Genomic DNA, 23014 nt, shown 5'->3' with positions numbered 1-23014 from the left:
TGACGAGGTGGCGCAGTGAGTGGATCGGACCGCGGCTTGCCCGAGCCGTTCGACGGCCACGCCGGGAGTGTTCCGGCGCCGGTCGGTGCCGGCCGCGGTGATCTCCCCGGTGCCGAGGGCCCTGCCGTGGACCAGACGGACGTGCTCAGCGTTTCCGGCGCCGCCGACGACCGTCCAGGCGGTTCGCCCTCCGCCGGATCGCACTCCGGCGGGGAGAGCGGCGGCACGTCCGCCGCCACGGGGCGGCGGGTCTCCCGGCCGGCAGGCGGAAGGGACCACGGGCGTGGCTCCTTCCTCCGTGAGCTGCCGATCCTCGTGTTGGTGGCCTTCCTGCTCGCGCTGCTGATCAAGACCGTCTTCGTGCAGGCGTTCTGGATCCCGTCGGAGTCGATGGAGCGGACGCTGCTCATCGACGACCGGGTCCTGGTGAACAAGGTCGTCTACCACTTCCGTGACGTGCACCGTGGCGAGATCGTTGTGTTCAACGGCCAGGGCACCGGGTTCGAACGGGAGTCCGTCGTCGTCTCGCCCCCGAGTAACGGGTTCAGCCGTCTCGTCCGCAACGTGCAGGAGCTCCTCGGGCTCGGTGCGCCGAGCGAGAAGGACTTCATCAAGCGGGTGATCGGAGTGGGCGGCGACGTCGTCGCCTGCTGCGACGGCGCCGGGCGCGTGACAGTGAACGGCAAGGGTCTCGACGAGCCGTACGTCTATGAGAACGACTTCCGCGACTTCGGGCCGATCACCGTTCCGGACGGCGACCTGTGGCTGATGGGTGACCACCGTTCCCGTTCCTCGGACTCCCGCCAGAACGGCCCCGTTCCGCAGGACAAGGTGATCGGCCGGGCCTTCGTCCGGGTCTGGCCACTCGGCCGGTTCGGGATGCTGTCAGTGCCGGAAACCTTCTCCGGTGTGCCGTCCGCGGCGGGTGCTCCCGCGTTGCCCGGCGCTGCTACCGGGCAGCTCACGCCGGCTGCCTCGGGGCCACTCGGGTCCTCGGACGCACTGCTGACCCCCCTCGCCGCGCTGGCCCTCGTGGTTCCGCTCCGCCGCCGCACCGGCCGGTGGCGACCGCACTCGGGCCGCTCGGGTGCGGCGCACCCGAGCGCAGGGCGGCCGGGCATCGGCCGGCGGAGCATCGGTCAGCGGGACCGGAGCGGGACGCGTGGGCGGGACAGGTGGCCGTGGCGTGACGCGGGTGGTTCGCCCTGATCTCGACGCAGGTGCGCGGGGCGGCGATTCGCCGCGATGCCGGCCTCTTCGGCTACGAACGGGCACTGGTCCGCGGCGGCCTTGGGCCGGTGGCTGGTGTGGATGAGGCTGGCCGGGGCGCATGCGCGGGGCCGCTGGTCGTGGCCGCGGTGGTCCTCGACCTGCGCCGGACGCGGCTGCTCGACCGGCTCACCGACTCGAAGCTGCTCACCGAGCGCATCCGCGAGGAGGTCTACGCCGACGTCCTGGCAAGCGCCGCCGCGGTGGCGACCATTGTGGTCTCCGCGGCCGACATCGACCGGATCGGTGTGCATGTGGCCAACATCATGGGTATGCGCCGAGCAGTGGCGGCACTCGACGTCCGGCCGGGCTACGTGCTGACGGACGGGTTCGCAGTCGCGGGCTTCGGGGTGGAGTCGCTGGCGGTGATCAAGGGGGACCGTGTTGTCGGGTGCATCGCCGCGGCGTCGGTCGTGGCCAAGGTGACCAGAGACCGGATCATGCGTAGTTTGCACGAGCGGCATGCCGAGTACGATTTCGCGCAGCACAAGGGGTACGTCACCGCGGCGCACAACGCCGCGTTGGCGCGGTACGGGCCGTGCGAGGAGCACCGCCTGTCCTACGTCAACGTCGCCGCTCAGGCGGCGCCGGCAGGAAAGACACGATCGTTGCGGCTGGAGGACAGAGTTGGTATGACCAGCCTGCATGGCGCCACGGAGAGCGCATGAGCGCGGAGGATCTCGAGAAGTACGAGACCGAGATGGAGCTCCAGCTCTACCGCGAGTACCGCGACGTGGTCGGGTTGTTCTCGTACGTGATCGAGACCGAGCGGCGGTTCTATCTGGCGAACGACTATCAGATCGAGGTCCGCAACAGTTCGGACGGCGAGGTCTTCTTCGAACTCACCCTGCGGGACGCCTGGGTCTGGGACATGTTCCGTCCTGCACGTTTCGTGAAGAACGTTCGGGTTGTCACGTTCAAGGACATCAACGTCGAGGAACTGACCAAAGCCGAGCTCTGAACCCCGAGGCCTGGCACTGAGGTCGGGGACCCGGCCGCCGGGGCTCCGTTCCGTTCCGCCTTGTCGTGCCCGTCGCGGTCCCGTCCGTCCCGCGCTGTCGGCGGTTCGGCCCATGGCCAGCGGGCTGCTGCGCGCTGCCCCTTCGCGATTCTCACGCGTGCGCCTGCGGTCACGCACGGGGACGAGAACCACCGGGGGGCTGTGGACGGAAACAGGTTGTCCACAGGGAGCGGTCCGAGCCACATCCGCGGCCTGAGCACACGCAACCTGATCTCACCGACGGGCGATCGACCCGCGGTGGGACGGAGACTCGGATGCGGGTCAGTCAGCGGTTCGGCAGGTTCGGTGAGGACGTCGCGGCCCGTCATCTCAGCGCGGAGGGCGCGGAGATCCTCGTCCGAAACTGGCGCTGCCGCGAGGGCGAGATCGACATCGTCGCCCGCCAGGGCGACCTTCTGCTCTTCTGCGAAGTGAAGGCACGCTCCGGCACCGGGTACGGCAGCGGCCCCGAGGCGGTCACCGGCCGCAAGGCGGCCCGGATCCGGCGGCTCGCCGTGCGCTGGCTGGCGGAGCATCCCCAGCCGCCCGCGATCGTGCGCTTCGACGTGCTCTCGGTCTGTCGGGAGCAGCAGGGCGCGGTGCGCGTGGATCACCTGCGGGGAGCCTTCTGATGGCGCTCGCCCGTTCTCTGGCCGTCGCCGTGGTTGGTATCGAAGGGCACCTCGTCGAGGTGGAGGCCGATCTGGCGAACGGCCTGCCCGGACTGACACTGATCGGCCTGCCCGACGCGGCTCTGCACGAGGCGCGCGACCGCGTGCGCGCCGCGGTGGTGAACTCGCGCGAGCGCTGGCCGGATCGCAGGATCACTGTCGGCCTCTTCCCCGCGACGTTGCCCAAGTCGGGCAGCGCGTTCGATCTCGCCATGGCCGCGGCGATCCTGGGCGCGGCTGGCGCCGTGCCGCGCGCGGCCCTCGCTGGTCGGATCCTGATCGGTGAACTCGCTCTCGACGGCAGGCTCCGCCCGGTGCGCGGTGTCCTGCCGGCCGTGCTCGCGGCGGTCGGCGCCGGGTTGGAGCGCATCGTCGTCCCGGCATCGAACGCCCGGGAGGCCGCGCTGGTGCCAGGCGCGGTGATCGAGCCCATGCATGACCTCGCGGGCGTGCTCGACCTGCTGCGTGGCCGCCCCCGGCTCGACCAGGTCCTGCCGGAGGCGGCGCCCGCGGTCCGTCCTGATCCGTCCGAGCTGGATCTCTCGGACGTCGCGGGTCAGGCCCGGGGGCGCCTCGCGGCCGAGGTGGCCGCGGCCGGCGGCCATCACCTGTATCTGCAGGGTCCTCCCGGCACCGGCAAGACAATGATCGCCGAACGGCTGCCCGGTCTGCTGCCGGCTCTCGACACGGCAGCGGCGCTGGAGGTCACGGCCGTGCACTCGGTCGCAGGCGTCCTCCCCGTGGGCGAGCCGCTGGTGACCAGGCCTCCGTTCCGGAGCCCGCATCATTCCGCCACCCCGGCCGCGCTCGTCGGCTCAGGCTCCTCGGTCATCCGTCCAGGGCTTGCCAGCCAGGCACATCACGGCGTGCTTTTTCTTGACGAGGCTCCGGAATTTGGGCGCAGTGCACTGGATGCGCTGCGCCAGCCGTTGGAAAGCGGCCAGGTCGAGATCGCCCGGGCCCGGGCGACGACCCGTTTCCCGGCCCGGTTCCTGCTGGTCCTTGCCGCGAACCCGTGTCCGTGCTCCCGGGCGCGTGGTCCTCGTGATCTCCGCTGCGACTGCCCGAGCACCGTGCGCCGTCGGTACCTCGCCCGGTTGTCAGGGCCGCTCCTGGACCGGATCGACCTCCAGATCGCGCTGACCTCACCCAGCCGCGCCGAGCTCAGGGCCGACCGGGACCTGGCGGGCTCCTCGGCCGCCGCCGCCCAGCGGGTCCACCAGGCGCGGTGTGTGATGGAACGTCGCTTCGCCGGAACTCCATGGCGTCGCAACGCAGAGGTCCCCGGCCCCTCACTCCGGCGTCGCTGGCCGCTGCGTTCGGAGGCCACCCGCCTGGCGGACCGCGCCTTCGAGCGGGGCCTGCTCACCGCCCGGGGGTTGGACCGGGTGTTCCGTGTCGCCTGGACCATCGCGGATCTCAACGGCCAGGAGCGTCCTGGCGCCGAAGAGGTGGGGCTGGCGCTCGACCTCCGTCTGCCCGGAGGCCGGCATGAGTGATCTGACGGACCTGACGGAGCAACAGCGCACGCCGCGGGTGCCCATGGCACGGGGAGATGCTGTTCCACGGGTGCTGGCGCGGATCGGGCTCAGCCGCATCGCCGGCCAGGCCCGTTCCGATCTGAACGCTCAGCTACGCACCTTGGGTGATGTCGCGCTGTGGGAGCGGCTGCGCTCGCAGCACCCGGGCATCGACCCGGAGCAGGACATCGAGGCCGCCGCACGGGTCGGGGCACGCCCGATCTGCCCGGGCGACGCGGACTGGCCGGCTGGTCTCGACGCCCTGGACCGGATCAGCGGCGTCGGGAGCTCTGACGTCGGTGCGCCGCTCGTTCTGTGGGCCAGGGGAGAGTCCGCCCTCGGGGACATCGCCCCGCGGGCAGTGGCGGTCGTCGGCTGCCGGGCAGCCACCGACTACGGCATCCGCCAAGCCGAGGAGATCGGCCTGGGGCTGGCCGAGCGGGGCTGGACGATCGTCTCGGGTGCGGCGTTCGGCATTGACGCGGCGGCCCATCGCGGCGCGCTGGCCGGCACGGGCCCGACGATCGCAGTGCTCGCCGGCGGTGTCGACGTGCCCTATCCGGCGGCCCATGCCGACCTGCTCGACGAGATCGCCGCGAACGGTCTCGTCCTCAGCGAGACACCGCCGGGGAGCCCACCGTATCGACGGCGCTTTCTGACCCGGAACAGGATCATCGCCGCGCTGGGCTCCGGCACGGTGCTGGTCGAGGCCGGGCTCCGTAGCGGAGCGTTGAACACCGTCCGCCACGCCCGTCGTCTCGGTCGCACCGTCATGGCGGTGCCCGGGCCGGTCACCAGCGCGATGAGCGCCGGCTGCCACCGGCTGCTGCGGGACCACCGGGAGGAGACGGTACTGGTCACGAGTGCAGGTGACGTCTGTGAGGAGATCGGCGGTATCGGCGAGCTGGCGGATCGTTCGACCGGCCCCGCCCTCGCCCGCGACGGGTTGTCGGATCTTGTCCTGGAGCTGCTGGACGTGATGCCGGCCCGCTCCGCCGTGGGTGTCGCGGAACTGGCCGGCCGCGTCGGTTGCCCACCAGGCACGGTGCTGGCCCTGCTCGGCCCGCTGACGGTGGAGGGGCTGGTCGAGGTGACCCGAGCCGGTTACCGGTTGACGGCGCTCGGCCGCTCCTCGTCCTCGCAGAGTCGCCGAAGGCAGTCCGCCGCGAGCCCCGCCCAGGGGAAGCTGACCGGGCTCTGACAGGCCCGCGTCGTCCGGCGTCATGGAAGCGTGCTGCCCGGTCCGGTCAGGAAGCTCCTGACCGGACCGGGCAGCACTTGTTCTCCGTGGACCGGTATCTCCTCAGAGGAAGGGAAGCAGCCGGGGCGGGGTCCGGCGGACGAAGCCGAGGGGGTTGAGGTACTCCTCAGCCCGCAGCACTCCCCAGTGCAGGCAGGCGGCTCCGGCGCAGCCCGGGTGGCCGGAGTCGAGCAGCCCGATCACCGCGCCGGCGGCGACCGGGTCGCCTTCACGCACCAGCGGCCGCACGGGTTCGTAGGTGGTCCGCAGCGAATCGTGGACCACGGTCACCACCCAGCGATCGCCGACCCACCCGGCGAACCCGACCACCCCGGACCGGGCCGCAATGACCTGGCCCCCCGCAGCCGAGCGCAGGTCGACCCCACGATGCCCGGGGCCGTAGGGATGCTCCGGTGCCTGGAAGCCCCGGGCCACCGAAACCGGCGGCAGAAGCGGCAACCTCCAGCCGTCGCTGCCGGCGACTCCTGGCGGGCTCGGTGCGGGCGGCGTCGCCGGGGCAGGCGGAGCGGAGGGGCCAGGTGCAGCGGACGGAGCACGCGGGCCGGCTTCTGACAGGGCCCGGACGGGCACGCGCCCCGGGCCGATAGCCGCGATCAGCACCGCGAGGACGGGGATGACCAGCCAGGCCAGGTGGCAGCGGGATCGGCGTGGCATGACGCGTCGCCTCCAGATCGGCGGTGGGGGCTGCCGCCGTCCGGTCGCGGGTCGGCCAGGCCGGCGTCAGCGGGCGGGCCCGTATGCGCAAGCCGGTGACGCGGCCACCGCCAGTGGACGGCAGCGATGACGGCACGGCGGCCGGACCCTTTCGGGTGTGGATCCGACCGCCGCCCGGCTGGCCGGCGGGGGCCTGAACTGCCAGCCACACCAGAATGACCCTCATCGGAGGCAAAAATAGATCTGTGGAGCCAAATGTGGATAACTGGAATTGAAAGAGCGTTGCTCGTGTCTGGATGTGGTCTTCAGTGGCGGTTCTCCGGCTGGGGCCGAGGCGGGCCGGGCTGCCCGGAGCCGCCGGACCTCCGGCTCCCCACCGGGGCCCGGGCGCCGGGCCGGGCGGCCGGCGTTCTGCCCCGGATCGGGGTATGAGCTGGGTCGATCGGATCCCGAGGGGGCCCCGACCGGCGTGGGACGGTCGGAGCGGCGGCCGGGTGGTGCCGGTCGCCGCCGGGGGAGTCGTCAGCAGGGCCGGGTATCATCGACATGGAGTCCATTGGCTGGGGTCACCCCGGCGTTGCCAATCTCCTGGGTCTCTGCTGCCAGGGGTTGGCGCCGCGTGGTCCCCGGCGCTGGTTGGTGTCGGCCGCGGCCGATCTCGACCGCCAAAGGGCTCAGTTCGCACGCCTGCTCCCGGTATTGACCGGGAGGGCCTCCTCGGTCCGCCGTGCCTTCCACGGCGGCCACGGCCGCTCAGGCGTCAGGGGCTCCGGCTGTCGCCGGAGCCGTCACAACCGAGGCGTCCCGGTCGACGTGCCGGGCGGGAAGGGAGCGACGGGATCATGGCCGTCGTCACCATGAAGCAGCTCCTCGAGAGCGGCGTTCACTTCGGGCACCAGACGAAGCGCTGGAACCCGAAGATGAAGCGCTACATCTTCACGGAGCGCAACGGGATCTACATCATCGACCTGCAGCAGACGCTGTCCTACATCGACCGGGCCTACGACTTCGTCAAGGAGACGGTCGCCCACGGTGGGACGGTCCTGTTCATCGGGACGAAGAAGCAGGCCCAGGAAGCGATCGAGGAGCAGGCCCAGCGGGTCGGTATGCCCTTCGTCAAGGAGCGCTGGCTGGGCGGGATGCTCACCAACTTCTCCACGGTCTACAAGCGGCTCCAGCGGCTCAAGGAGCTGGAGGAGATCGAGCTGACCGGCGGCACCGAGGTGCGCACGAAGAAGGAGCAGCTCGTCCTCACCCGGGAGAAGGCGAAGCTCGAGCGCACGCTCGGCGGCATCCGGGACATGAGCCGTGTGCCGAGCGCGGTCTGGGTCGTCGACACCAAGAAGGAGCACATCGCCGTCGGTGAGGCCCGCAAGCTGGGCATCCCGGTCGTGGCGATCCTCGACACCAACTGCGACCCGGACGAGGTCGACTACCCGATTCCGGGTAACGACGACGCCATCCGCAGCGCGGCCCTGCTGACCCGGGTCGTGGCGGACGCGGTTGCCGAGGGCCTGATGTCCCGTGCCGGCGCGTCCAGCAACGCCGAGGCGAAGCCCGAGCAGTCCACGGGCGACGAGCCGCTGGCGGAGTGGGAGCAGGCGCTGCTGCGCGGGGATGCCGCGCCGGCGGCCGACGCGGCCGCACCCGTGGCGGAGGCTGCCGCACCGGCGGCCGAGGCTGCGGCGCCAGAGGCTGCGGCGCCAGAGGCCGCTGCGCCGGCGGCGGAGCCGGCCGTCCCCGCGGCGGACGAGGCGTTGGCCCCCCAGGAGCAGCAGGAGCAGGCGCAGCCCGACACCGTCGGCACCGCGGTCTGACCCGTCCGACCTCAGGTTCTCCGGGATGCTCACGGCGTCCCGGAGAGCCCGTGGCGGCCCCGCCATGTGGCCTGCGCTCGTGGCAGGGCCAAGGCGACCGTCCGGTAGGACGCCGACCGCTCACCGGCGGCCGCGGTCAGTACCGGAGGCGCCGCGCGGCGGCGTCGCGTATGTCCCGACGCCGAGACTTCACGCCCACCATCGCCAGCATTCGGAACTGACGAGAAGAGCACCATGGCAGACATCACAGCCGCCGACATCCGTAAGCTCCGGGAACTGACCGGCGCGGGGATGAGCGACGTCAAGAAGGCGCTCGTCGAGCACGACGGCGACTTCGAGAAGGCCAAGTCCTGGCTGCGGGAGAAGGGGCTGGCGCAGGTCGCCAAGCGCGCCGGACGCAGCACGGCGAACGGCCTGGTCGAGTCCTACCTGCACCGTACCGACCCGCAGCTCCCGCCCACCCTGGGCGTGCTCGTGGAGCTGCGCTGCGAGACGGACTTCGTCGCGAAGACGGAGGACTTCAAGCAGCTCGCTCGTGACCTTGCCCAGCACATCGCTGCGGCCGACCCGCTGTACGTGACCGCGGACCAGGTCCCGAACGAGGTTCTGGAGTCCGAGCGGAAGATCTACGAGGCCGCCGCCCACGAAGAGGGCAAGAACGAGAAGGCGATTCCGAAGATCGTCGAGGGTCGGATCAACGGTTACCTCAAGAGCGTCGTCCTGCTGGACCAGCCCTGGGTCAAGGATGGGAAGCTCACCATCCGCGCGCTGCTGGAGCAGGCCGGATCCTCGCTGGGCGAGAAGATCGAGGTGGGCCGCTTCGCCCGCTTCAACGTCCGGCAGGCCTGAGCAGACCCACGCGGCAGGCGGACCGAGACGGCCGGGCACCGGGCGGAGGGGACAACACCTCCGCGGGTGTCCGGCCGATGTCCGTTCCGCCGTCGATCGACACCTTCCTCCGCCGACACCTTCCGCGATCGATACGGTCGGGCATCGACCCTGCCAAGGTCGATGCCCGACGATGCAGGGGACCGGGGGATCCGGGGCGGGCATGCGGCCCCACCGGGGCAGCCCGCCCGGCCACGGTCCGCGCCCGCCGACGCGCCACGCGGGCCCACGGGCAGCCGTGCCGGAGGCGTGCGGCAGACTGCTGTCAGCATGAACGTCCCTGGCCGCTGATCCCGGCCACCGGCGAAGGAGCCGCCTGTGACCGATGACGCCTACAGTGCCGTGGGTGGTGTGGATCCGATGGACCACGCGGACTCCACGCCGAGATGGACCCGAGTTCTGCTCAAGCTTTCCGGAGAGGCCTTCGCCGGGGGCGAGCCGCTGGGTATCGACCCCACCACCCTGGCGACGATCGCCCGTCAGATCGCCCAGGTGAGCCGCTCCGGCATCGAGATCGCCATCGTCGTCGGTGCCGGGAACATGTTCCGCGGGCAGGCCCTCGCCGAGCGCGGTATGGACCGGGCGCGCGCCGACTACATGGGCATGCTGGGCACCGTCATCAACTGCCTCGCCCTGCAGGACGTCCTCGAGCGCGAGGGCATCGTCACGCGGGTGCAGACGGCGATCGCCATGGGCCAGGTCGCCGAACCGTACCTGCCGCTGCGTGCCATCCGTCACCTGGAGAAGGGGCGGGTCGTGATCTTCGGCGCCGGTCTGGGAGCGCCCTTCTTCTCGACGGACACCACCGCGGCCCAGCGTGCCCTGGAGGTCAAGGCCCAGGCGGTGCTCAAGGCGACGAAGGTCGACGGGGTGTACGACTCCGACCCGGCGCTCAATCCCACCGCAGTTCGGTTCGACACTCTCACCTACGGTGAGGTCCTCGCGCGCGGCCTGAAGGTCATGGACGCGACCGCGATCAGCCTGTGCATGGACAACGACCTGCCCATCGTCGTCTTCGACCTTCTGACCGAGGGAAACATCTCCCGCGCTGTCCGAGGTGAGAAGATCGGCACGCTGGTCGGTGTCGAGACGTACGGAACGGAAGGTACGCGGTGATCGACGACACGCTCCTCGAGGCCGAGGAGAAGATGGACAAGGCAGTCTCGGTCGCCAAGGAGGACTTCGGAAACATCCGGACCGGGCGGATCACCCCGGCGGTCTTCTCCAAGGTGCTGGTGGACTACTACGGCGCTCCGACGCCGGTGCAGCAGCTCGCCTCCTTCCACATCCCCGAACCGCGCATGGTCATCATCACCCCCTACGACAAGACGTCGCTGAGCGCGGTGGAGAAGGCCGTCCGCGACTCCGACCTGGGGGTCAACCCGAGCAACGACGGGACGATCATCCGCTGTGTCTTTCCGGAGCTGTCGGAGCAGCGCCGCCGCGAGCTGGTGAAGGTCGCCCGGACGAAGGCGGAGGAGGCCCGGGTCAGCATCCGGAACGTCCGCCGGCACGCCAAGGACGCCATCGACCGGATCGTCCGGGACGGGGAGGCCGGCGAGGACGAGGGCCGACGTGGTGAGAAGGACCTGGACGAGGCAACCCACCGGTACGTCGCCCAGGTCGACGAACTTCTTCGCGTGAAGGAATCGGACCTGCTGTCGGTCTGAACTGCGAGCAGCGTCCGTCCACGTGCGACACCGTGTGAAGCGACCGATCCGGCGTGGGTGGATCGACCGATCCGCGTCGGCTGGTGCGGAGGTCGCCTGTGGACGACGTGATGGGCGGGTCCGTGAGTATCCCAGCGCTTGGCGTGCCGTCCGAGGGTGCTTCCGTGGTTGACTGTGCGGCGACAGCCGGTGGGCCGGGGCGGCGCGACGACCTTTCCTCGAGCGACGGCTCTCCGGCGGCCGAGGGCACCCCGGTGGCGGACGAGAGTCGGCCGGGGAAGGAAGACGAAGCGGCGCAGGTCGACGTCCCGGGAGAGCGGGACGATCTGCCGGCCGCTGTGCCCTCCGGCGCGGACGGGACCGCGGCCGGCGGCCGGTCAAACGGTGGGCGGCGGGTGATCCGGGCCGGTCGGGATCTCCCGGCTGCGATCGCGGTCGGGGCCGCCCTGGGCGCGGTGATCCTCGTTCCGCTGTTCACCCTGTACCCGATCTGGGTCGCCGTGGTCAGCACGGCGGTGGCCGTCGGCACCTACGAGGTGGTTCGCGCACTCCACGTCGCGGGGATGTCCGTGCCGCTGGTGCCGCTGGCTGCCGGAGCGGTCGCGATGCCCATAGCGGCCTACGCCGCGGGCACCAACGGACTCGTGCTGGCGCTCGCCGCCACCACCATCGTGTCCATCGGTGTCCGCGCGATTCATGACCCGCCCGGCCGCCCGGCTGATCCGCGCGGCCCAGCCGGCATCGGTGGCCCAGGCGGCATCGGTGGCCCAGGCGGCATCGGTGGCCCAGGCGGCATCGGTGGCGACGCGCGGCTGCGGGACATCGCGGCCTGTGCCTTCACGTCCGCGTACGTGGGCTTCCCGGCGGGCTTCGCCACCCTGCTGACGTCCGCACCGGACGGGCACTGGCGCACCATCGCCTTCCTCGGCACGGTAGTGGCCAGCGACATCGGCGGCTACACGGCCGGTGTGCTCTCCGGCGGGCGCCACAAGCTCGCGCCGACAGTCTCACCGGGCAAGTCCTGGGAGGGTTTTGCCGGATCGGTCATGGCCTGCGTGATCGTCGGCGCCGTGCTGATGGCCTGGCCACTGGGCGCCGAGATCTGGCAGGGAGCACTGCTCGGCGCCGCCGTCGCGGCGACGGCGACCGTCGGTGACCTGGGGGAGTCCCTCCTCAAGCGCGATATCGGGATCAAGGACATGGGCAGCCTGCTGCCCGGCCATGGCGGGATCATGGACCGGCTCGACTCGCTGTTGTGCACCGCGCCCGTAGCCTGGCTGCTGATCACCGCCTTCCTCGGCTGAGCCCGCCGGACAGCGCGCCAGGGCGGCCCTGCCGCGCCACTCAGGCCGCCGCCTGCCCCCCACCGCATTCCGATCACTCGATCACCGGGTCAACGTCAGGCCGGACTGCCTGGCACACTGGGCGGGCGATGACTGCCACGACCGCCGAATCCGGAGACCTCCTGCCGCTGGTGACAGGACGGTCCCGTCCGCCGCGCCACCTCGCGGACCTCTCCCGCGACGAGCGGCGCGCGATGGCCTCCTCGTTGGGCCTGCCGGCCTTCCGCGCCGACCAGCTGGCCCGGCACTACTTCGCGCGCCACCTGCGGGCCGACGACGCCGCGGAGATGACGGACCTGCCCGGGCCGGTTCGCTCGACACTGGTCGACACGATGCTGCCGCGGCTGCTCACCGCCGCCACCACTCTTGACTGCGACAGCGGGCAGACCCGCAAGACCGTGTGGCGCACCGTTGACGGCGCGAAGATCGAATCGGTACTGATGCGCTACCCGCAGCGGGCGACGGTCTGTGTGTCCAGCCAGGCGGGCTGCGGGATGGCCTGCCCGTTCTGCGCCACCGGCCAGGGGGGGCTCACCCGCAACCTCTCCACCGCCGAGATCGTCGAACAGGTGGTGGACGCGGCTCGCACGATGGCTCGGGGTGGCCTGCCCGGTGGCACCGGCAGGCTGTCGAACGTGGTGTTCATGGGCATGGGTGAGCCGCTGGCGAACTACAGCGCCCTGCTCGCCGCGGTCCGCCGGATCGTCGATCCGGCGCCGGACGGGCTCGGCCTGTCGGCCCGGAGCGTGACGGTGAGCACGGTGGGTCTCGTGCCGGGAATCCGGCGGCTGGCCGACGAAGGGCTGCCGGTGACCCTCGCGTTGTCCCTGCACGCGCCGGACGACGAGCTGCGCAACGAGCTCGTCCCGATCAACAACCGCTGGCCGGTGGCCGAGGTGCTCGCCGCCGCCTGGGACTACGCACGGATCACCGGCCGACGGGTGAGCATCGAGTACGCGCTCATCGACGGCGTCAATGACTCGGCCGAGCGGGCGGACGCGCTGGCCGCGCTGCTGGCCGGCCAGCTCGCGCACGTGAACCTGATTCCGCTGAACCCGACCGACGGCTCGTCCTGGCAGGCGAGCGCTCCCCGCGGGCAGCGGGAGTTCGTCGGCCGGCTGCGCGCCCGCGGTGTCGCGGCGACGGTCCGCGACACCCGTGGCCGGGAGATCGCGGCCGCCTGCGGCCAGCTGGCCGCGGAGCCGCCCGCCCGCGGGCGAGCGGGACGGTAGCCGTGGCCATCGGCAGCCCCGCCGGTCGGCGCCGGAGCCATGGCCGGGCCGGAGCTGGCTCCGGCCGGTCAGCAGCCGCCTCCGGGCGGCTGGCGGGTCTCAGCGCCCTGCGGCACGGCTCCCGGCCCGCGAACACGCTCTGGCTGCCGATCACCGCGGCGGTGGGCGTCCTCCTGCTGCTGCTCTGGTACGCGATGTCGCAGTCGCCGGCCGGGGATGCGGAGTCCGCCGCTCCCGTGGCGTCGGCGCTCGGCGAGGCCGGTGGCCCGGGTGCCGCGGTGCCGTCCGCGATGCCGACCGTGCCCCCGCCGCCGAGCAACGGGTGCGACACCGGCCGGAGCCTGCCGGCAGGTGTCACGACCGAGACCATCCCGGTGTCCGGGGCTGACCGGCAGTACGTGCTGGCGGTACCGCAGGGCGGCGGCGCCGGTTCGCCGTTGCCGCTGGTCCTGAACCTGCACGACCAGGCCCAGTCCGCGCCGGAACTCGAGCAGTACACCCAGATGACGGACGGCGGGACCCGCGCGGGCTACGCCGTCGTCTCGCCCGTGGGCGCCGCCGGCCGGTGGAACTTCACCCGTTCGGCCGAGGTGGGCCCGGACGACGTCCTGTTCGTCGGCACGGTACTCAACGATCTGACCGCCCGGATGTGCCTGGACCCCCAGCGGGTCTTCCTCAGCGGCTTCTCCGACGGCGCCGACATGGCGCTCGGACTCGCGTGCGCGCTGCCGGACCGGTTCGCGGCGGTCGTCACCGTCGCGTCGAGCCGGCTGCCGGACGACTGCCCCGCGCCCCGGGCGAGTCTGCTGGAGCTGCACGGCACCGAGGACCCGGTCGCTCCGTGGGACGGCGGCGGCCCCCCGCGTGCCGCGCCGTACGCGGGGCTGGTCGCCCAGCCGGTGGAGAGCCGGACCGACCGCTATGCCCGGGGGCTGGGCTGCGGCGGTGAGCACAAGGTGTCCCAGGACTTCACCAACGTGATCCGCACAGCCTGGACGTCCTGCCCGCAGGGCCGGGATGTCGGCGTGCTGGCGATGCAGGGCGGCGGGCATACCTGGCCTGGTGCCGCGGACCGCCCCGAGCTGGGGCGCACCGTGCCGAACCTGAGCGCGACCGTGGTGGCCATGGCCTTCTTCGCCGGTCACCCGGCCGATGGGCAGACGATCACCGGCGGAGGTGGCACGGGCGGCGGGAGCGGCTCGGGTGGCGGATCGTCCGGTGGGGCCTCCGGTGGATCCGGCGGTGCGCCGCAGCCCACCGCCACCGGGCCGGCGCAGCCCTCGGCGGCGCCCGGAACGCCCGGCGCACCGCCGGCCCCGTCGGCACCACCGGGAGGCACCTCCGAGCCCACGCCTGGTGCGAGCGCGTCCCCCACGCCGGTGGTACCGGCCACCACGCCCGCCCCGACCGCGGGTACGACAACGCCAGGCCAGGGGGCCGACGGCGATACGTGACGGCTGGCCAGCGGCCAGGTCGGGTGGCGTATCCGGCGTTGACCCCCGGTAGGCGCGGCTACACCCAACGCGCACCTTCGGGCGGCACGTGTCAGGAACCGAACAGGCCTCGGTCCAAGCGTCGAAGGGCCTGCGAGAATGGGCGGTGTGGCGGAGGCTTCGGTCCAGCGTGAGGTGGTTCTGCTCGGGTCTACCGGCTCGATCGGAACCCAGGCGATAGATGTCGTACGCCGCAACCCGGACAGATTCCGGGTGGTGGCGCTGATGGGCGGTGGGTCGCGGGTCGACCTGCTGGCCGAGCAGGCGCTCGATCTCGGGGTCGAGGCGGTCGGCGTGGCTGCGGCCTCGTCGGCGCAGGATCTTCAGCTCGCGTTCTTCGCGGAGGCGTCCCGGCGTGGGTACCGCCGCGGCGAGTTCGCGGTGCCGAAGATCCTCGCGGGGCCGGATGCGGCCAGTGAGATCGCGTCCTGGCCGGCGGACATAGTCCTCAACGGGGTGTCGGGCTCGGTAGGGCTCGCACCTACGCTGGCGGCGCTCAAGGCCGGCGCGACAGTGGCGCTGGCGAACAAGGAATCGCTGGTCGCGGGTGGTCCGCTGGTGCTTGACGCGCTGGGCGGCAACCCGGACCGGCTGGTGCCGGTGGACTCCGAGCACTCGGCGCTCGCGCAGTGCCTGCGTGGCGGCCGGCGCGAGGAGGTCCACAAGCTGGTCCTGACCGCCAGCGGTGGTCCGTTCCGCGGGCGGAGCAGGGACGAGCTGACCGAGGTCACCCGGGAGCAGGCCCTCGCGCACCCGACGTGGGCGATGGGGCCGCTGGTCACGATCAACTCGGCCACCCTGATGAACAAGGGCCTGGAGCTGATCGAGGCGCACCTGTTCTTCGGGGTGCCCTACGACGACATCGAGGTCGTGGTCCACCCGCAGTCGCTGGTGCACTCGATGGTGGAGTTCACGGACGGGTCGACCATCGCGCAGGTGTCCCCGCCGGACATGCGGCTGCCCATCGCCCTGGCGCTGGGCTGGCCGGACAGGGTGCCGTTGGCGCAGCCGCCGATGGACTGGTCGCGGTCACAGAGCCTCACCTTCGAGCCGCTGGACACCGTGGCGTTCCCGGCGGTCGACCTGGCCCGCACCGCGGGTCGGCTCGGTGGCACGGCCCCGGCGGTGTTCAACGCCGCGAACGAGGAGGCCGTCGCCGCCTTCCTCGCGGGCGGGCTGCCGTTCGTCCGTATCGTCGACCTGGTGGCCGAGGTGGTGGGAGCGCACGAGGTGATCGCCCGTCCGACGCTGGACGAGGTGTTCGCTGTCGAGCGCGAGGCGCGCGCCGCCGCGAACCGCCTGATCGAGAAGGCCGGCGGGCGTCCTGTGGCGGCCGGAGGACGTGCTTGATGGCAGCCCTGGGCATCGGCGCGTTCGTCCTCGCCCTGTTCGTCTCGGTCGTCCTGCACGAGGCCGGGCACTTCGTCACGGCCCGGCACTTCGGGATGAAGGCGTCCCGCTTCTTCGTCGGCTTCGGCCCCACCCTGTGGTCGAAGCAGCGCGGGGAGACCGAGTACGGCGTCAAGGCGATCCCCGCCGGCGGGTTCGTCAAGATCGAGGGGATGACCTCCCTCGAGGAGATCGACCCGGCTGACGAGCCGCGAGCCTTCTACAAGGCGCGGGCGCGGGCGAGGCTGGTCGTGATGTCCGCGGGCTCGTTCGTCCACTTCGTCATCGCGATCGTGCTGATCTACGGGGTGCTGGTGTCGTTCGGCACCCAGCAGCCGAGCGAGACGGTCGTCGGGCAGACGAGCTGTATCGCGAGCACGGGCGAATGCACCGGGCCCGGCCCGGCGGGCGCCGCCGGGCTGCTCGAGGGCGACCGGGTGGTGAGTTTCGACGGCAGGGCCATCACCGCCTGGTCGGACTTCACCCGGCTCGTGCGCGAGCACGGGCCCGGCCCCGCGGAACTCGTCGTCTCCCGGGACGGCGAGCTCCTGACCCTGCGGCCCGATCTCGTCCAGGTCCTGCGGGATCGTGAGACCGGCGGTACGGGCACGGATCCGGTCGGCGCCCTGGGCGTCCGCCCGGGTCGGGAGACCCGGCACTACGGGCCGCTGGAGGCCGTCCCGGAGACCTTCGAGGTCATCGGCTCGGGCTTCACCGGGATGTACGAAACGTTCACCGAACGGATCGACGACATCGGCCGCATCTTCGGTGACGACCGCGACGAGAGCGGTTTCATCAGTGTGGTGGGAGCGGCCCGGCTCGGCGGCGAGGTCGCCGCCGCGGACGACGACTGGTCCGACCGGATCGCCAGCTTCCTGGTCCTCGTCGCCGCGATCAACCTGGCCATCGGGATCTTCAACCTGCTGCCGCTGCTCCCGCTCGACGGTGGGCACATCGCGGTGCTCGGCTTCGAGCAGGCTCGGCACGGCCTGCGGCGGCTGCGCGGCTACCGCGGCCCGGTACAGCCGGTGGACTTCGCGAAGCTGTTACCAGCCACGTACGCCACGGTCGTCATTCTCGTCGGGTTCAGCCTGATCATCTTGTCCGCCGACATCGTCAACCCCATCCGCATCAACCAGTGAGCCGCCGTGTATCCGCGGTGGCGCGCGGTGGTGGTTCGCGGGTGTCCTGGTCGCCGGTAGATCCGGCAGGGGCCTCCCGCCAGCCGTCGTGAGCGCGCCGCCCCGCACGGGGCCGACTGACCCGGTCGACCGAACCGAGCCGAACGGCATCGCCGTGACGGATCATCCCGGGCCGGGTCGCCAACTGACGATCAAAGCATCCGACACGCCAGTGAGGACATTGTGACCGTTACTCTGGGCATGCCCGCCGCTCCGCCCCGCCCGGTTGGAACCCGGCGTGTCAGCCGGCAGATCCAGGTGGGAAACGTGCCGGTCGGAGGTGACGCCCCGGTCTCCATCCAGTCGATGTGCACCACGCTGACCTCGGACGTCAACGCCACTCTGCAGCAGATCGCCGAGCTGACCACCGCCGGCTGCCAGATCGTCCGGGTGGCCGTCCCCAGCCAGGACGACGCCGACGCGCTCGCGGCGATCGCCCGCAAGTCGCCGATCCCGGTGATCGCCGACATCCACTTCCAGCCGAAGTACGTGTTCGCCGCGATCGACGCGGGCTGCGCCGCCGTGCGGGTGAACCCGGGCAACATCAAGCAGTTCGACGACAAGGTCGGCGAGATCGCCCGCGCCGCCAAGGCGGCCGGCATCCCGATCCGGATCGGGGTCAACGCCGGGTCGCTCGACAAGCGCCTGCTGGAGAAGCACGGGAAGGCCACCCCGGAGGCGCTGGCAGAGTCGGCGCTGTGGGAGGCCTCGCTGTTCGAGGAGCACGACTTCCGGGACATCAAGATCTCGGTGAAGCACAACGACCCTGTGATCATGATCCAGGCCTACCGGCTGCTGGCCCAGGCCTGCGACTACCCGCTGCACCTCGGTGTCACCGAGGCCGGCCCGGCGTTCCAGGGCACCGTGAAGTCGGCGGTCGCCTTCGGCGCCCTGCTGGCCGAGGGCATCGGGGACACGATCCGGGTCTCGTTGTCGGCTCCTCCGATCGAGGAGATCAAGGTCGGCGCGGCGATTCTGGAGTCGCTCGGGCTCAAGGAGCGCCGGCTCGAGATCGTCTCCTGCCCGGCCTGTGGCCGCGCCCAGGTCGACGTCTACACCCTCGCCAACGAGGTCAGCGCCGGCCTCGAGGGCATGGAGGTCCCGCTGCGGGTAGCCGTCATGGGCTGCGTCGTCAACGGTCCGGGGGAGGCCCGCGAGGCCGACCTCGGAGTGGCCTCCGGCAACGGCAAGGGGCAGATCTTCGTCAAGGGCAAGGTCATTAAGACGGTGCCGGAGGCGCAGATCGTGGAGACTCTCATCGAGGAGGCCATGCGGCTGGCCGAGGAGATGGAGGCCAACGGCGCGGCCTCCGGCTCGCCCTCGGTCTCCGTGGCCTCCTAGCAACCTAGCAACCTGGAAGGGCTGGATGGGTCTGCCGCTGCGTTCCGCACCGACCCGGCTGCTCGACGACAGGGATCTTCCTGCCGTCACCGAGCTGCTGAGCCGTAACCCGATCGCGGATGTCTTCGTCGCGTCCCGGGTGGCTGCATGTGGTCTGGATCCCTGGCGCCTCGGCGCCGAGGTGTGGGGCCACACGGTGGATGGCAGCCTCGCGGCCCTGTGTTACTCCGGCGCGAACCTCTGGCCCGTGGCAGCGGGCCCGGACTCGGCGAGGCTGTTCGCCGAGCGGGCCCGCCGCCAGGGCCGCCGCTGCTCGTCCATCGTCGGGGTCGGCTCGGCGGTGTCCGCGATGTGGCGTTTCCTCGAGCCGGTCTGGGGCCCGGCCCGCGAGATCCGCGGCGAGCAGCCCTTACTCGCCATCGACGCCCCGCCGCACCTCGCGCCCGACCGGTCGGTCCGCCTCGTCCGTCCGGATGAGCTGGATGTGCTTCTTCCCGCCTGCATCGCGATGTTCACCGAGGAGATCGGCGTCTCGCCGGTCGGGCCGGACGGCGGCGCGCTCTACCGCTCCCGCGTCGCTGAGTTCGTCGGGCAGCGCCGGTCGTTCGCCCGCATCGAGCACGGCCGGGTGCTCTTCAAGGCGGAGATCGGCGCGGTCGCCGGCGACGTCTGCCAGATCCAGGGCGTGTGGGTCGACCCGGCGCTGCGCGGGCGCGGCCTCGGCGCCGCCGGGACCGCCAGTGTCGTCGCCCTGGCGCGCTCGATGTTCGCGCCGATCGTGAGCCTCTACGTGAACGACTTCAACCACTCCGCGCGCCGCGCGTACGAGCGCGTCGGTTTCGAGCGTGTGGGTACGTTCGCCTCGATCCTCTTCTGATCTTTCGATCAGCTCCCGCCGCTGTCGAGCCCGCCCGTGACCAGGGCGGGCTCTGACGCGTCCGCCGCGTGCGTCCCGCTTTCCGCGGGAAGGATTCCGTCTCGCTGTGTACAAGCGGGTAACGCACTGCGTAAGCGCTGTTTCACGCTTGGTGGAGCATGGTGTCATCCGTGTGAATTCCGATGGCGAGATGTGCGCTTGTCTGGCATCCTTACCTTCCCGATGTCTCCAATCGACTTGACGCATGTGATCGACATTTGCTGTGCGCCGAGAGTGTTGAAAGGGTAACGGAACGTGATGAAGCCCAAGAGGCTGTGGCAGCGGTTCGTGCCACTGGTTGCTGCCGGTGCGCTTGCGCTGGCGGTGACCGCCTGCTCGGGCGACGACGGGGGATCAGAATCCGTGTCGGCCAGCGGGGAGGTGACGGGAACCCTCCGCCTCGGCTACTTCCCGAACCTCACCCACGCCCCGGCGCTCGTCGGCGTTGAGCAGGGCACCTTCGCCAGGGAACTCGGCGCCGGCGTGAAGCTGGAGCCCAAGACCTTCAACTCGGGGGTCCAGGAGGCGGAGGCGATCCTTTCCGGTGCGCTCGACGCCGGCTTCATCGGCCCGAACCCGGCCGTGAACACGTTTATCAGGTCGAAGGGCGAGGCGATCCGCATCGTCTCCGGCGTGACCGCCGGCGGCGCGGCGCTGGTGGTGAAGCCGGAGATCACCTCGGTTGAGCAGCTGCGCGGCAAGACGCTGGCGACGCCGAGCCTCGGCAACACCCAGGACGTGGCGCTGCGCTTCTTCCTCCAGAAGAACGGGCTGAAGACCGACACCAAGGGCGGCGGCGACGTCTCGATCCGCCCGCAGGAGAACTCGGTCACGGTCGACGCCTTCAAGTCCGGTGCCATCGACGGTGCCTGGGTGCCCGAGCCCGTCGCGTCCCGCCTGGTCGCCGAGGGCGGCACCGTGCTCGTCGACGAGGCAGACGAATGGCCCGAGACGGACGGGAAGTTCGTCACCACGGTCCTGCTCGTCCGCACGGACTACCTGGAGAGGAACCCGCAGATCATCGAGCGGCTCATCGCGGCCAACATCTCCGTGATCGACCAGCTCAACGCCGACCCGGCGGCCGGGCAGACCGCCGCGAACGATGCGCTCGAGACGCTCACCGGCAAGCCCCTCGCCGACGACGTGGTCACCTCCGCCTGGAAGGGCCTGACCTTCGGCCCCGACCCGGTCGCGACGTCGCTGTTCACCTCCGCGGCACACCAGGAGGAGCTCGGCCTCATCGAGGACCCGCAGCTCGACGGGATCTTCGACCTGACCATCCTCAACCGGCTTCTCACCGCCGCCGGTGATCCGGCGGTCGCTGACAAGTAGGTCCGCCGGGTCCGCCGTGTCCATCCGGCCGGATGGACACGGCGGACCCGGCGGAGTCGATCCCGGCGGGCCGCCCCGCCGGGATCGATCGCGTGGGGACCCTGCAAGATCGTGAACCACCGAGGGGAGCAAGCTCGTGACGGCGCTCGCGACGGACACGGCGCTGCGGATCGACGGCGTCAGCCGGGTCTTCGGCTCCGGTACCGGTCAGGTCCGCGCCCTCGACGACATCCACCTGGATGTCCGTCCCGGTGAGTTCGTCTGTTTGCTGGGCGCCTCGGGCTGCGGCAAGTCGACGCTGCTCAGCCTGGTTGCCGGGCTCGACCAGCCCACTGCGGGGACGGTGGACACCGGTGGCCGCCGGGTCGGGATGATGTTCCAGGACTCGGCCCTGCTGCCCTGGCTGACCGCTGGCGGCAACGTGGAGGTGCCGCTGAAGCTGCGGCGCGTGCCGAAGGCCCGGCGTGCGGAGCGCGTCGACGAGCTGCTGACGATGGTCCGGCTCGCCGGCCAGGCGAACCGGCGCCCCCATGAGCTTTCCGGCGGGATGCGCCAGCGGGTGAGCCTTGCGCGGGCGTTTGCCCAGGAGGCGGACATCCTGTGCATGGACGAGCCGTTCGGAGCCCTCGACGCGATGACGCGCGACCTCCTCCACGACGAGCTCGAGCGCATCTGGCGGGAGACGGGGATCACCGTCCTGTTCGTCACGCACGACGTGCGGGAGGCCGTGCGTCTCGGTGACCGGATCGTCCTGCTCTCCTCCCGGCCCGGCCGGGTCGCGGAGATCTTCGATGTGCCGATCGAACGGCCCCGTCGCATCGATCAGCCCCAGGTGTCCGAGCTCGCCTCCGTCGTGACGGCGCGGCTCCGGGAGGAGGTCGCGCGTCATGGCCACTGACATCGACGCGAGCGTCACCACGATCCGTGACGGGAACGGGGCGGTTCGCTCGTCCGCGCCGGACGCGGTCACCCGTGGCAGCGCCCCGTCGGCGCCGCGGGAGTCGGACGAGACCCTCGCCGGGCTGGACGCACTCGACATCCCGGTGCGCTCCCAGCGTCCCACCGTGGGCCGGGTGTGGGCCTCGACCTGGCCGAAGCTCGCAGCCTTCGGGATGTTCCTGCTCGTCTGGCAGATCGTGGTCTGGTCCGGGTGGAAGCCCACCTACGTGCTGCCCGGCCCCGGGGACACCCTGCCGGAGTTCTTCGAGCAGCTCGGCACCTCCGAGTTCTGGGACGCGTTCGGCCGGACGTTGACCCGGGCCGCCGAGGGCTACGCCGTGGCCGTCGTCCTCGGCGGGATCGTCGGCCTGGCGGTCGCCCGGTTCGGCCTGCTGCGCGCGGCCGTGGGCTCGTTCATCACCGCGCTGCAGACGATGCCGTCGGTGGTCTGGGTCCCGCTCGCGATCCTGCTCTTCCAGCTCAACGAGTCGGCGATCATGTTCGTCGTGGTGCTGGGCGCGGCGCCTTCCGTGGCGAACGGGGTCATCTACGGCGTCGACTACGTCCCGCCGCTGCTGGTCCGGGTCGGGCGCAGCATGGGCGCCAGCGGCTTCGCGCTGTACCGGTACGTGGTCGCGCCTGCCGCGTTCCCCTCGGTCCTCGCCGGCCTCAAGCAGGGCTGGGCGTTCGCCTGGCGCAGCCTGATGGCCGGTGAGCTGATCGTCATCGTCCCCGGCCACCCGTCGATCGGCGCGAACCTGCAGAACGCCCGCGACCTCTCCGACACCGTCGGCGTGATGGTCTCGATGCTGACGATCTTCGTGATCGGTGTCGTCGTCGACGCGGCGTTCAACGTTCTCGACCGGCGGATGCGGGAGCGTCGCGGTCTCATCGCCGAAGGCTCGAACGCGGTGAAGGCGGCCCGCGGCTCTCAGAACAGCCGGCCGAAGGACGGGTCTGCGGGGCCGACCGGCCCGACCGGCCCGACCGGCCCGACCGGCCCGGCCGGACCGCACTCCGGCGTGGACACGTCAGCGGTCTGACAGCGGCCCGGCCCTCGCCCGGTGCCGGCCGGCACCGGGCGGGAGGCAGGCCAAC

General features: G+C 71.5%; 21 protein-coding genes. 20 read left to right on the top strand and 1 reads right to left on the bottom strand.

Annotated features, from left to right (window positions below):
* The first annotated feature begins 15 nt into the window (after positions 1-15).
* From lepB to dprA, 6 genes are all read left to right on the top strand, one after another.
* Complete coding sequence (gene lepB / locus AB1460_RS06585) at positions 16-1209, top strand: signal peptidase I (protein ID WP_368959708.1); 1194 nt, start codon at positions 16-18, stop codon at positions 1207-1209.
* Positions 1210-1220: 11 nt separating this feature from the next.
* Positions 1221-1937: a ribonuclease HII gene (locus AB1460_RS06580; protein WP_368959707.1), complete on the top strand. Its 717-nt coding sequence runs from the start codon at positions 1221-1223 to the stop codon at positions 1935-1937.
* The gene (locus AB1460_RS06575; RefSeq protein WP_018640602.1) at positions 1934-2230 is read left to right on the top strand and encodes a DUF2469 domain-containing protein; all 297 of its coding nucleotides are present in this window, start codon (positions 1934-1936) and stop codon (positions 2228-2230) included. Before AB1460_RS06580 ends, AB1460_RS06575 begins: the two co-directional genes overlap by 4 nt.
* A 314-nt stretch (positions 2231-2544) precedes the next feature.
* Positions 2545-2901, top strand: coding sequence for a YraN family protein (locus tag AB1460_RS06570; protein WP_368959706.1), 357 nt, complete (start codon positions 2545-2547; stop codon positions 2899-2901).
* A complete protein-coding gene (locus AB1460_RS06565) occupies positions 2901-4439 on the top strand; it encodes a YifB family Mg chelatase-like AAA ATPase (RefSeq protein WP_368959705.1) in 1539 nt (512 codons plus the stop codon). Before AB1460_RS06570 ends, AB1460_RS06565 begins: the two co-directional genes overlap by 1 nt.
* Positions 4432-5661, top strand: coding sequence for a DNA-processing protein DprA (dprA, locus tag AB1460_RS06560; protein ID WP_368959704.1), 1230 nt, complete (start codon positions 4432-4434; stop codon positions 5659-5661). The genes AB1460_RS06565 and dprA overlap by 8 nt, the downstream gene beginning before the upstream one ends.
* A 102-nt stretch (positions 5662-5763) precedes the next feature.
* Here dprA and AB1460_RS06555 read toward each other — a convergent pair whose 3' ends face one another.
* Positions 5764-6375, bottom strand: a complete 612-nt coding sequence (locus AB1460_RS06555) for a M23 family metallopeptidase (protein WP_368959703.1) — start codon at positions 6373-6375, stop codon at positions 5764-5766.
* An 842-nt stretch (positions 6376-7217) separates the two neighbouring features.
* On the opposite strand from AB1460_RS06555, the gene rpsB reads away from it, so the two are divergent.
* The 14 genes from rpsB to AB1460_RS06485 all read left to right on the top strand — a co-directional run bounded on the left by rpsB (position 7218) and on the right by AB1460_RS06485 (position 22959).
* Positions 7218-8192 carry a 30S ribosomal protein S2 gene (rpsB, locus tag AB1460_RS06550; RefSeq protein WP_368959702.1) on the top strand — a complete coding sequence of 325 codons (975 nt, stop codon included), beginning with the start codon at positions 7218-7220 and terminating at the stop codon, positions 8190-8192.
* 234 nt (positions 8193-8426) lie between these two features.
* Positions 8427-9041, top strand: coding sequence for a translation elongation factor Ts (gene tsf / locus AB1460_RS06545; protein ID WP_368959701.1), 615 nt, complete (start codon positions 8427-8429; stop codon positions 9039-9041).
* Positions 9042-9440: 399 nt separating this feature from the next.
* A complete protein-coding gene (pyrH, locus tag AB1460_RS06540) occupies positions 9441-10196 on the top strand; it encodes a UMP kinase (protein WP_368959745.1) in 756 nt (251 codons plus the stop codon).
* Positions 10193-10750, top strand: coding sequence for a ribosome recycling factor (gene frr / locus AB1460_RS06535; protein WP_018640632.1), 558 nt, complete (start codon positions 10193-10195; stop codon positions 10748-10750). Before pyrH ends, frr begins: the two co-directional genes overlap by 4 nt.
* A gap of 98 nt (positions 10751-10848) precedes the next feature.
* A complete protein-coding gene (locus tag AB1460_RS06530; protein ID WP_420497206.1) occupies positions 10849-12054 on the top strand; it encodes a phosphatidate cytidylyltransferase in 1206 nt (401 codons plus the stop codon).
* A gap of 128 nt (positions 12055-12182) precedes the next feature.
* Positions 12183-13325 carry a 23S rRNA (adenine(2503)-C(2))-methyltransferase RlmN gene (gene rlmN / locus AB1460_RS06525; protein ID WP_368959700.1) on the top strand — a complete coding sequence of 381 codons (1143 nt, stop codon included), beginning with the start codon at positions 12183-12185 and terminating at the stop codon, positions 13323-13325.
* 2 nt (positions 13326-13327) lie between these two features.
* Complete coding sequence (locus tag AB1460_RS06520) at positions 13328-14779, top strand: alpha/beta hydrolase family esterase (RefSeq protein ID WP_368959699.1); 1452 nt, start codon at positions 13328-13330, stop codon at positions 14777-14779.
* Between the two features lie 138 nt (positions 14780-14917).
* Positions 14918-16168 carry a 1-deoxy-D-xylulose-5-phosphate reductoisomerase gene (gene dxr, locus AB1460_RS06515; RefSeq protein ID WP_071082534.1) on the top strand — a complete coding sequence of 417 codons (1251 nt, stop codon included), beginning with the start codon at positions 14918-14920 and terminating at the stop codon, positions 16166-16168.
* Entirely contained in the window at positions 16168-17349 is a 1182-nt protein-coding gene (locus AB1460_RS06510) for a M50 family metallopeptidase (RefSeq protein WP_368959698.1), read from the top strand. Before dxr ends, AB1460_RS06510 begins: the two co-directional genes overlap by 1 nt.
* A 222-nt stretch (positions 17350-17571) precedes the next feature.
* Positions 17572-18729: a flavodoxin-dependent (E)-4-hydroxy-3-methylbut-2-enyl-diphosphate synthase gene (ispG, locus tag AB1460_RS06505; RefSeq protein ID WP_368959697.1), complete on the top strand. Its 1158-nt coding sequence runs from the start codon at positions 17572-17574 to the stop codon at positions 18727-18729.
* 25 nt (positions 18730-18754) lie between these two features.
* Positions 18755-19606 (top strand): GNAT family N-acetyltransferase, encoded by an 852-nt coding sequence (locus AB1460_RS06500; protein WP_368959696.1) that lies wholly within the window; start codon positions 18755-18757, stop codon positions 19604-19606.
* A 297-nt stretch (positions 19607-19903) separates the two neighbouring features.
* A complete protein-coding gene (locus AB1460_RS06495) occupies positions 19904-20977 on the top strand; it encodes an ABC transporter substrate-binding protein (RefSeq protein WP_368959695.1) in 1074 nt (357 codons plus the stop codon).
* Positions 20978-21113: 136 nt separating this feature from the next.
* Positions 21114-21875 carry an ABC transporter ATP-binding protein gene (locus AB1460_RS06490; protein ID WP_368959694.1) on the top strand — a complete coding sequence of 254 codons (762 nt, stop codon included), beginning with the start codon at positions 21114-21116 and terminating at the stop codon, positions 21873-21875.
* The gene (locus tag AB1460_RS06485) at positions 21865-22959 is read left to right on the top strand and encodes an ABC transporter permease (protein WP_368959693.1); all 1095 of its coding nucleotides are present in this window, start codon (positions 21865-21867) and stop codon (positions 22957-22959) included. Before AB1460_RS06490 ends, AB1460_RS06485 begins: the two co-directional genes overlap by 11 nt.
* Positions 22960-23014: the final 55 nt, after the last annotated feature.

Source organism: Parafrankia sp. FMc2, from assembly GCF_041008525.1.
Classification (GTDB): Bacteria; Actinomycetota; Actinomycetes; order Frankiales; family Frankiaceae; genus Parafrankia.
Note: the sequence above shows the minus strand (reverse complement) of the source record. Positions and strands in the feature narration are given on the sequence as shown.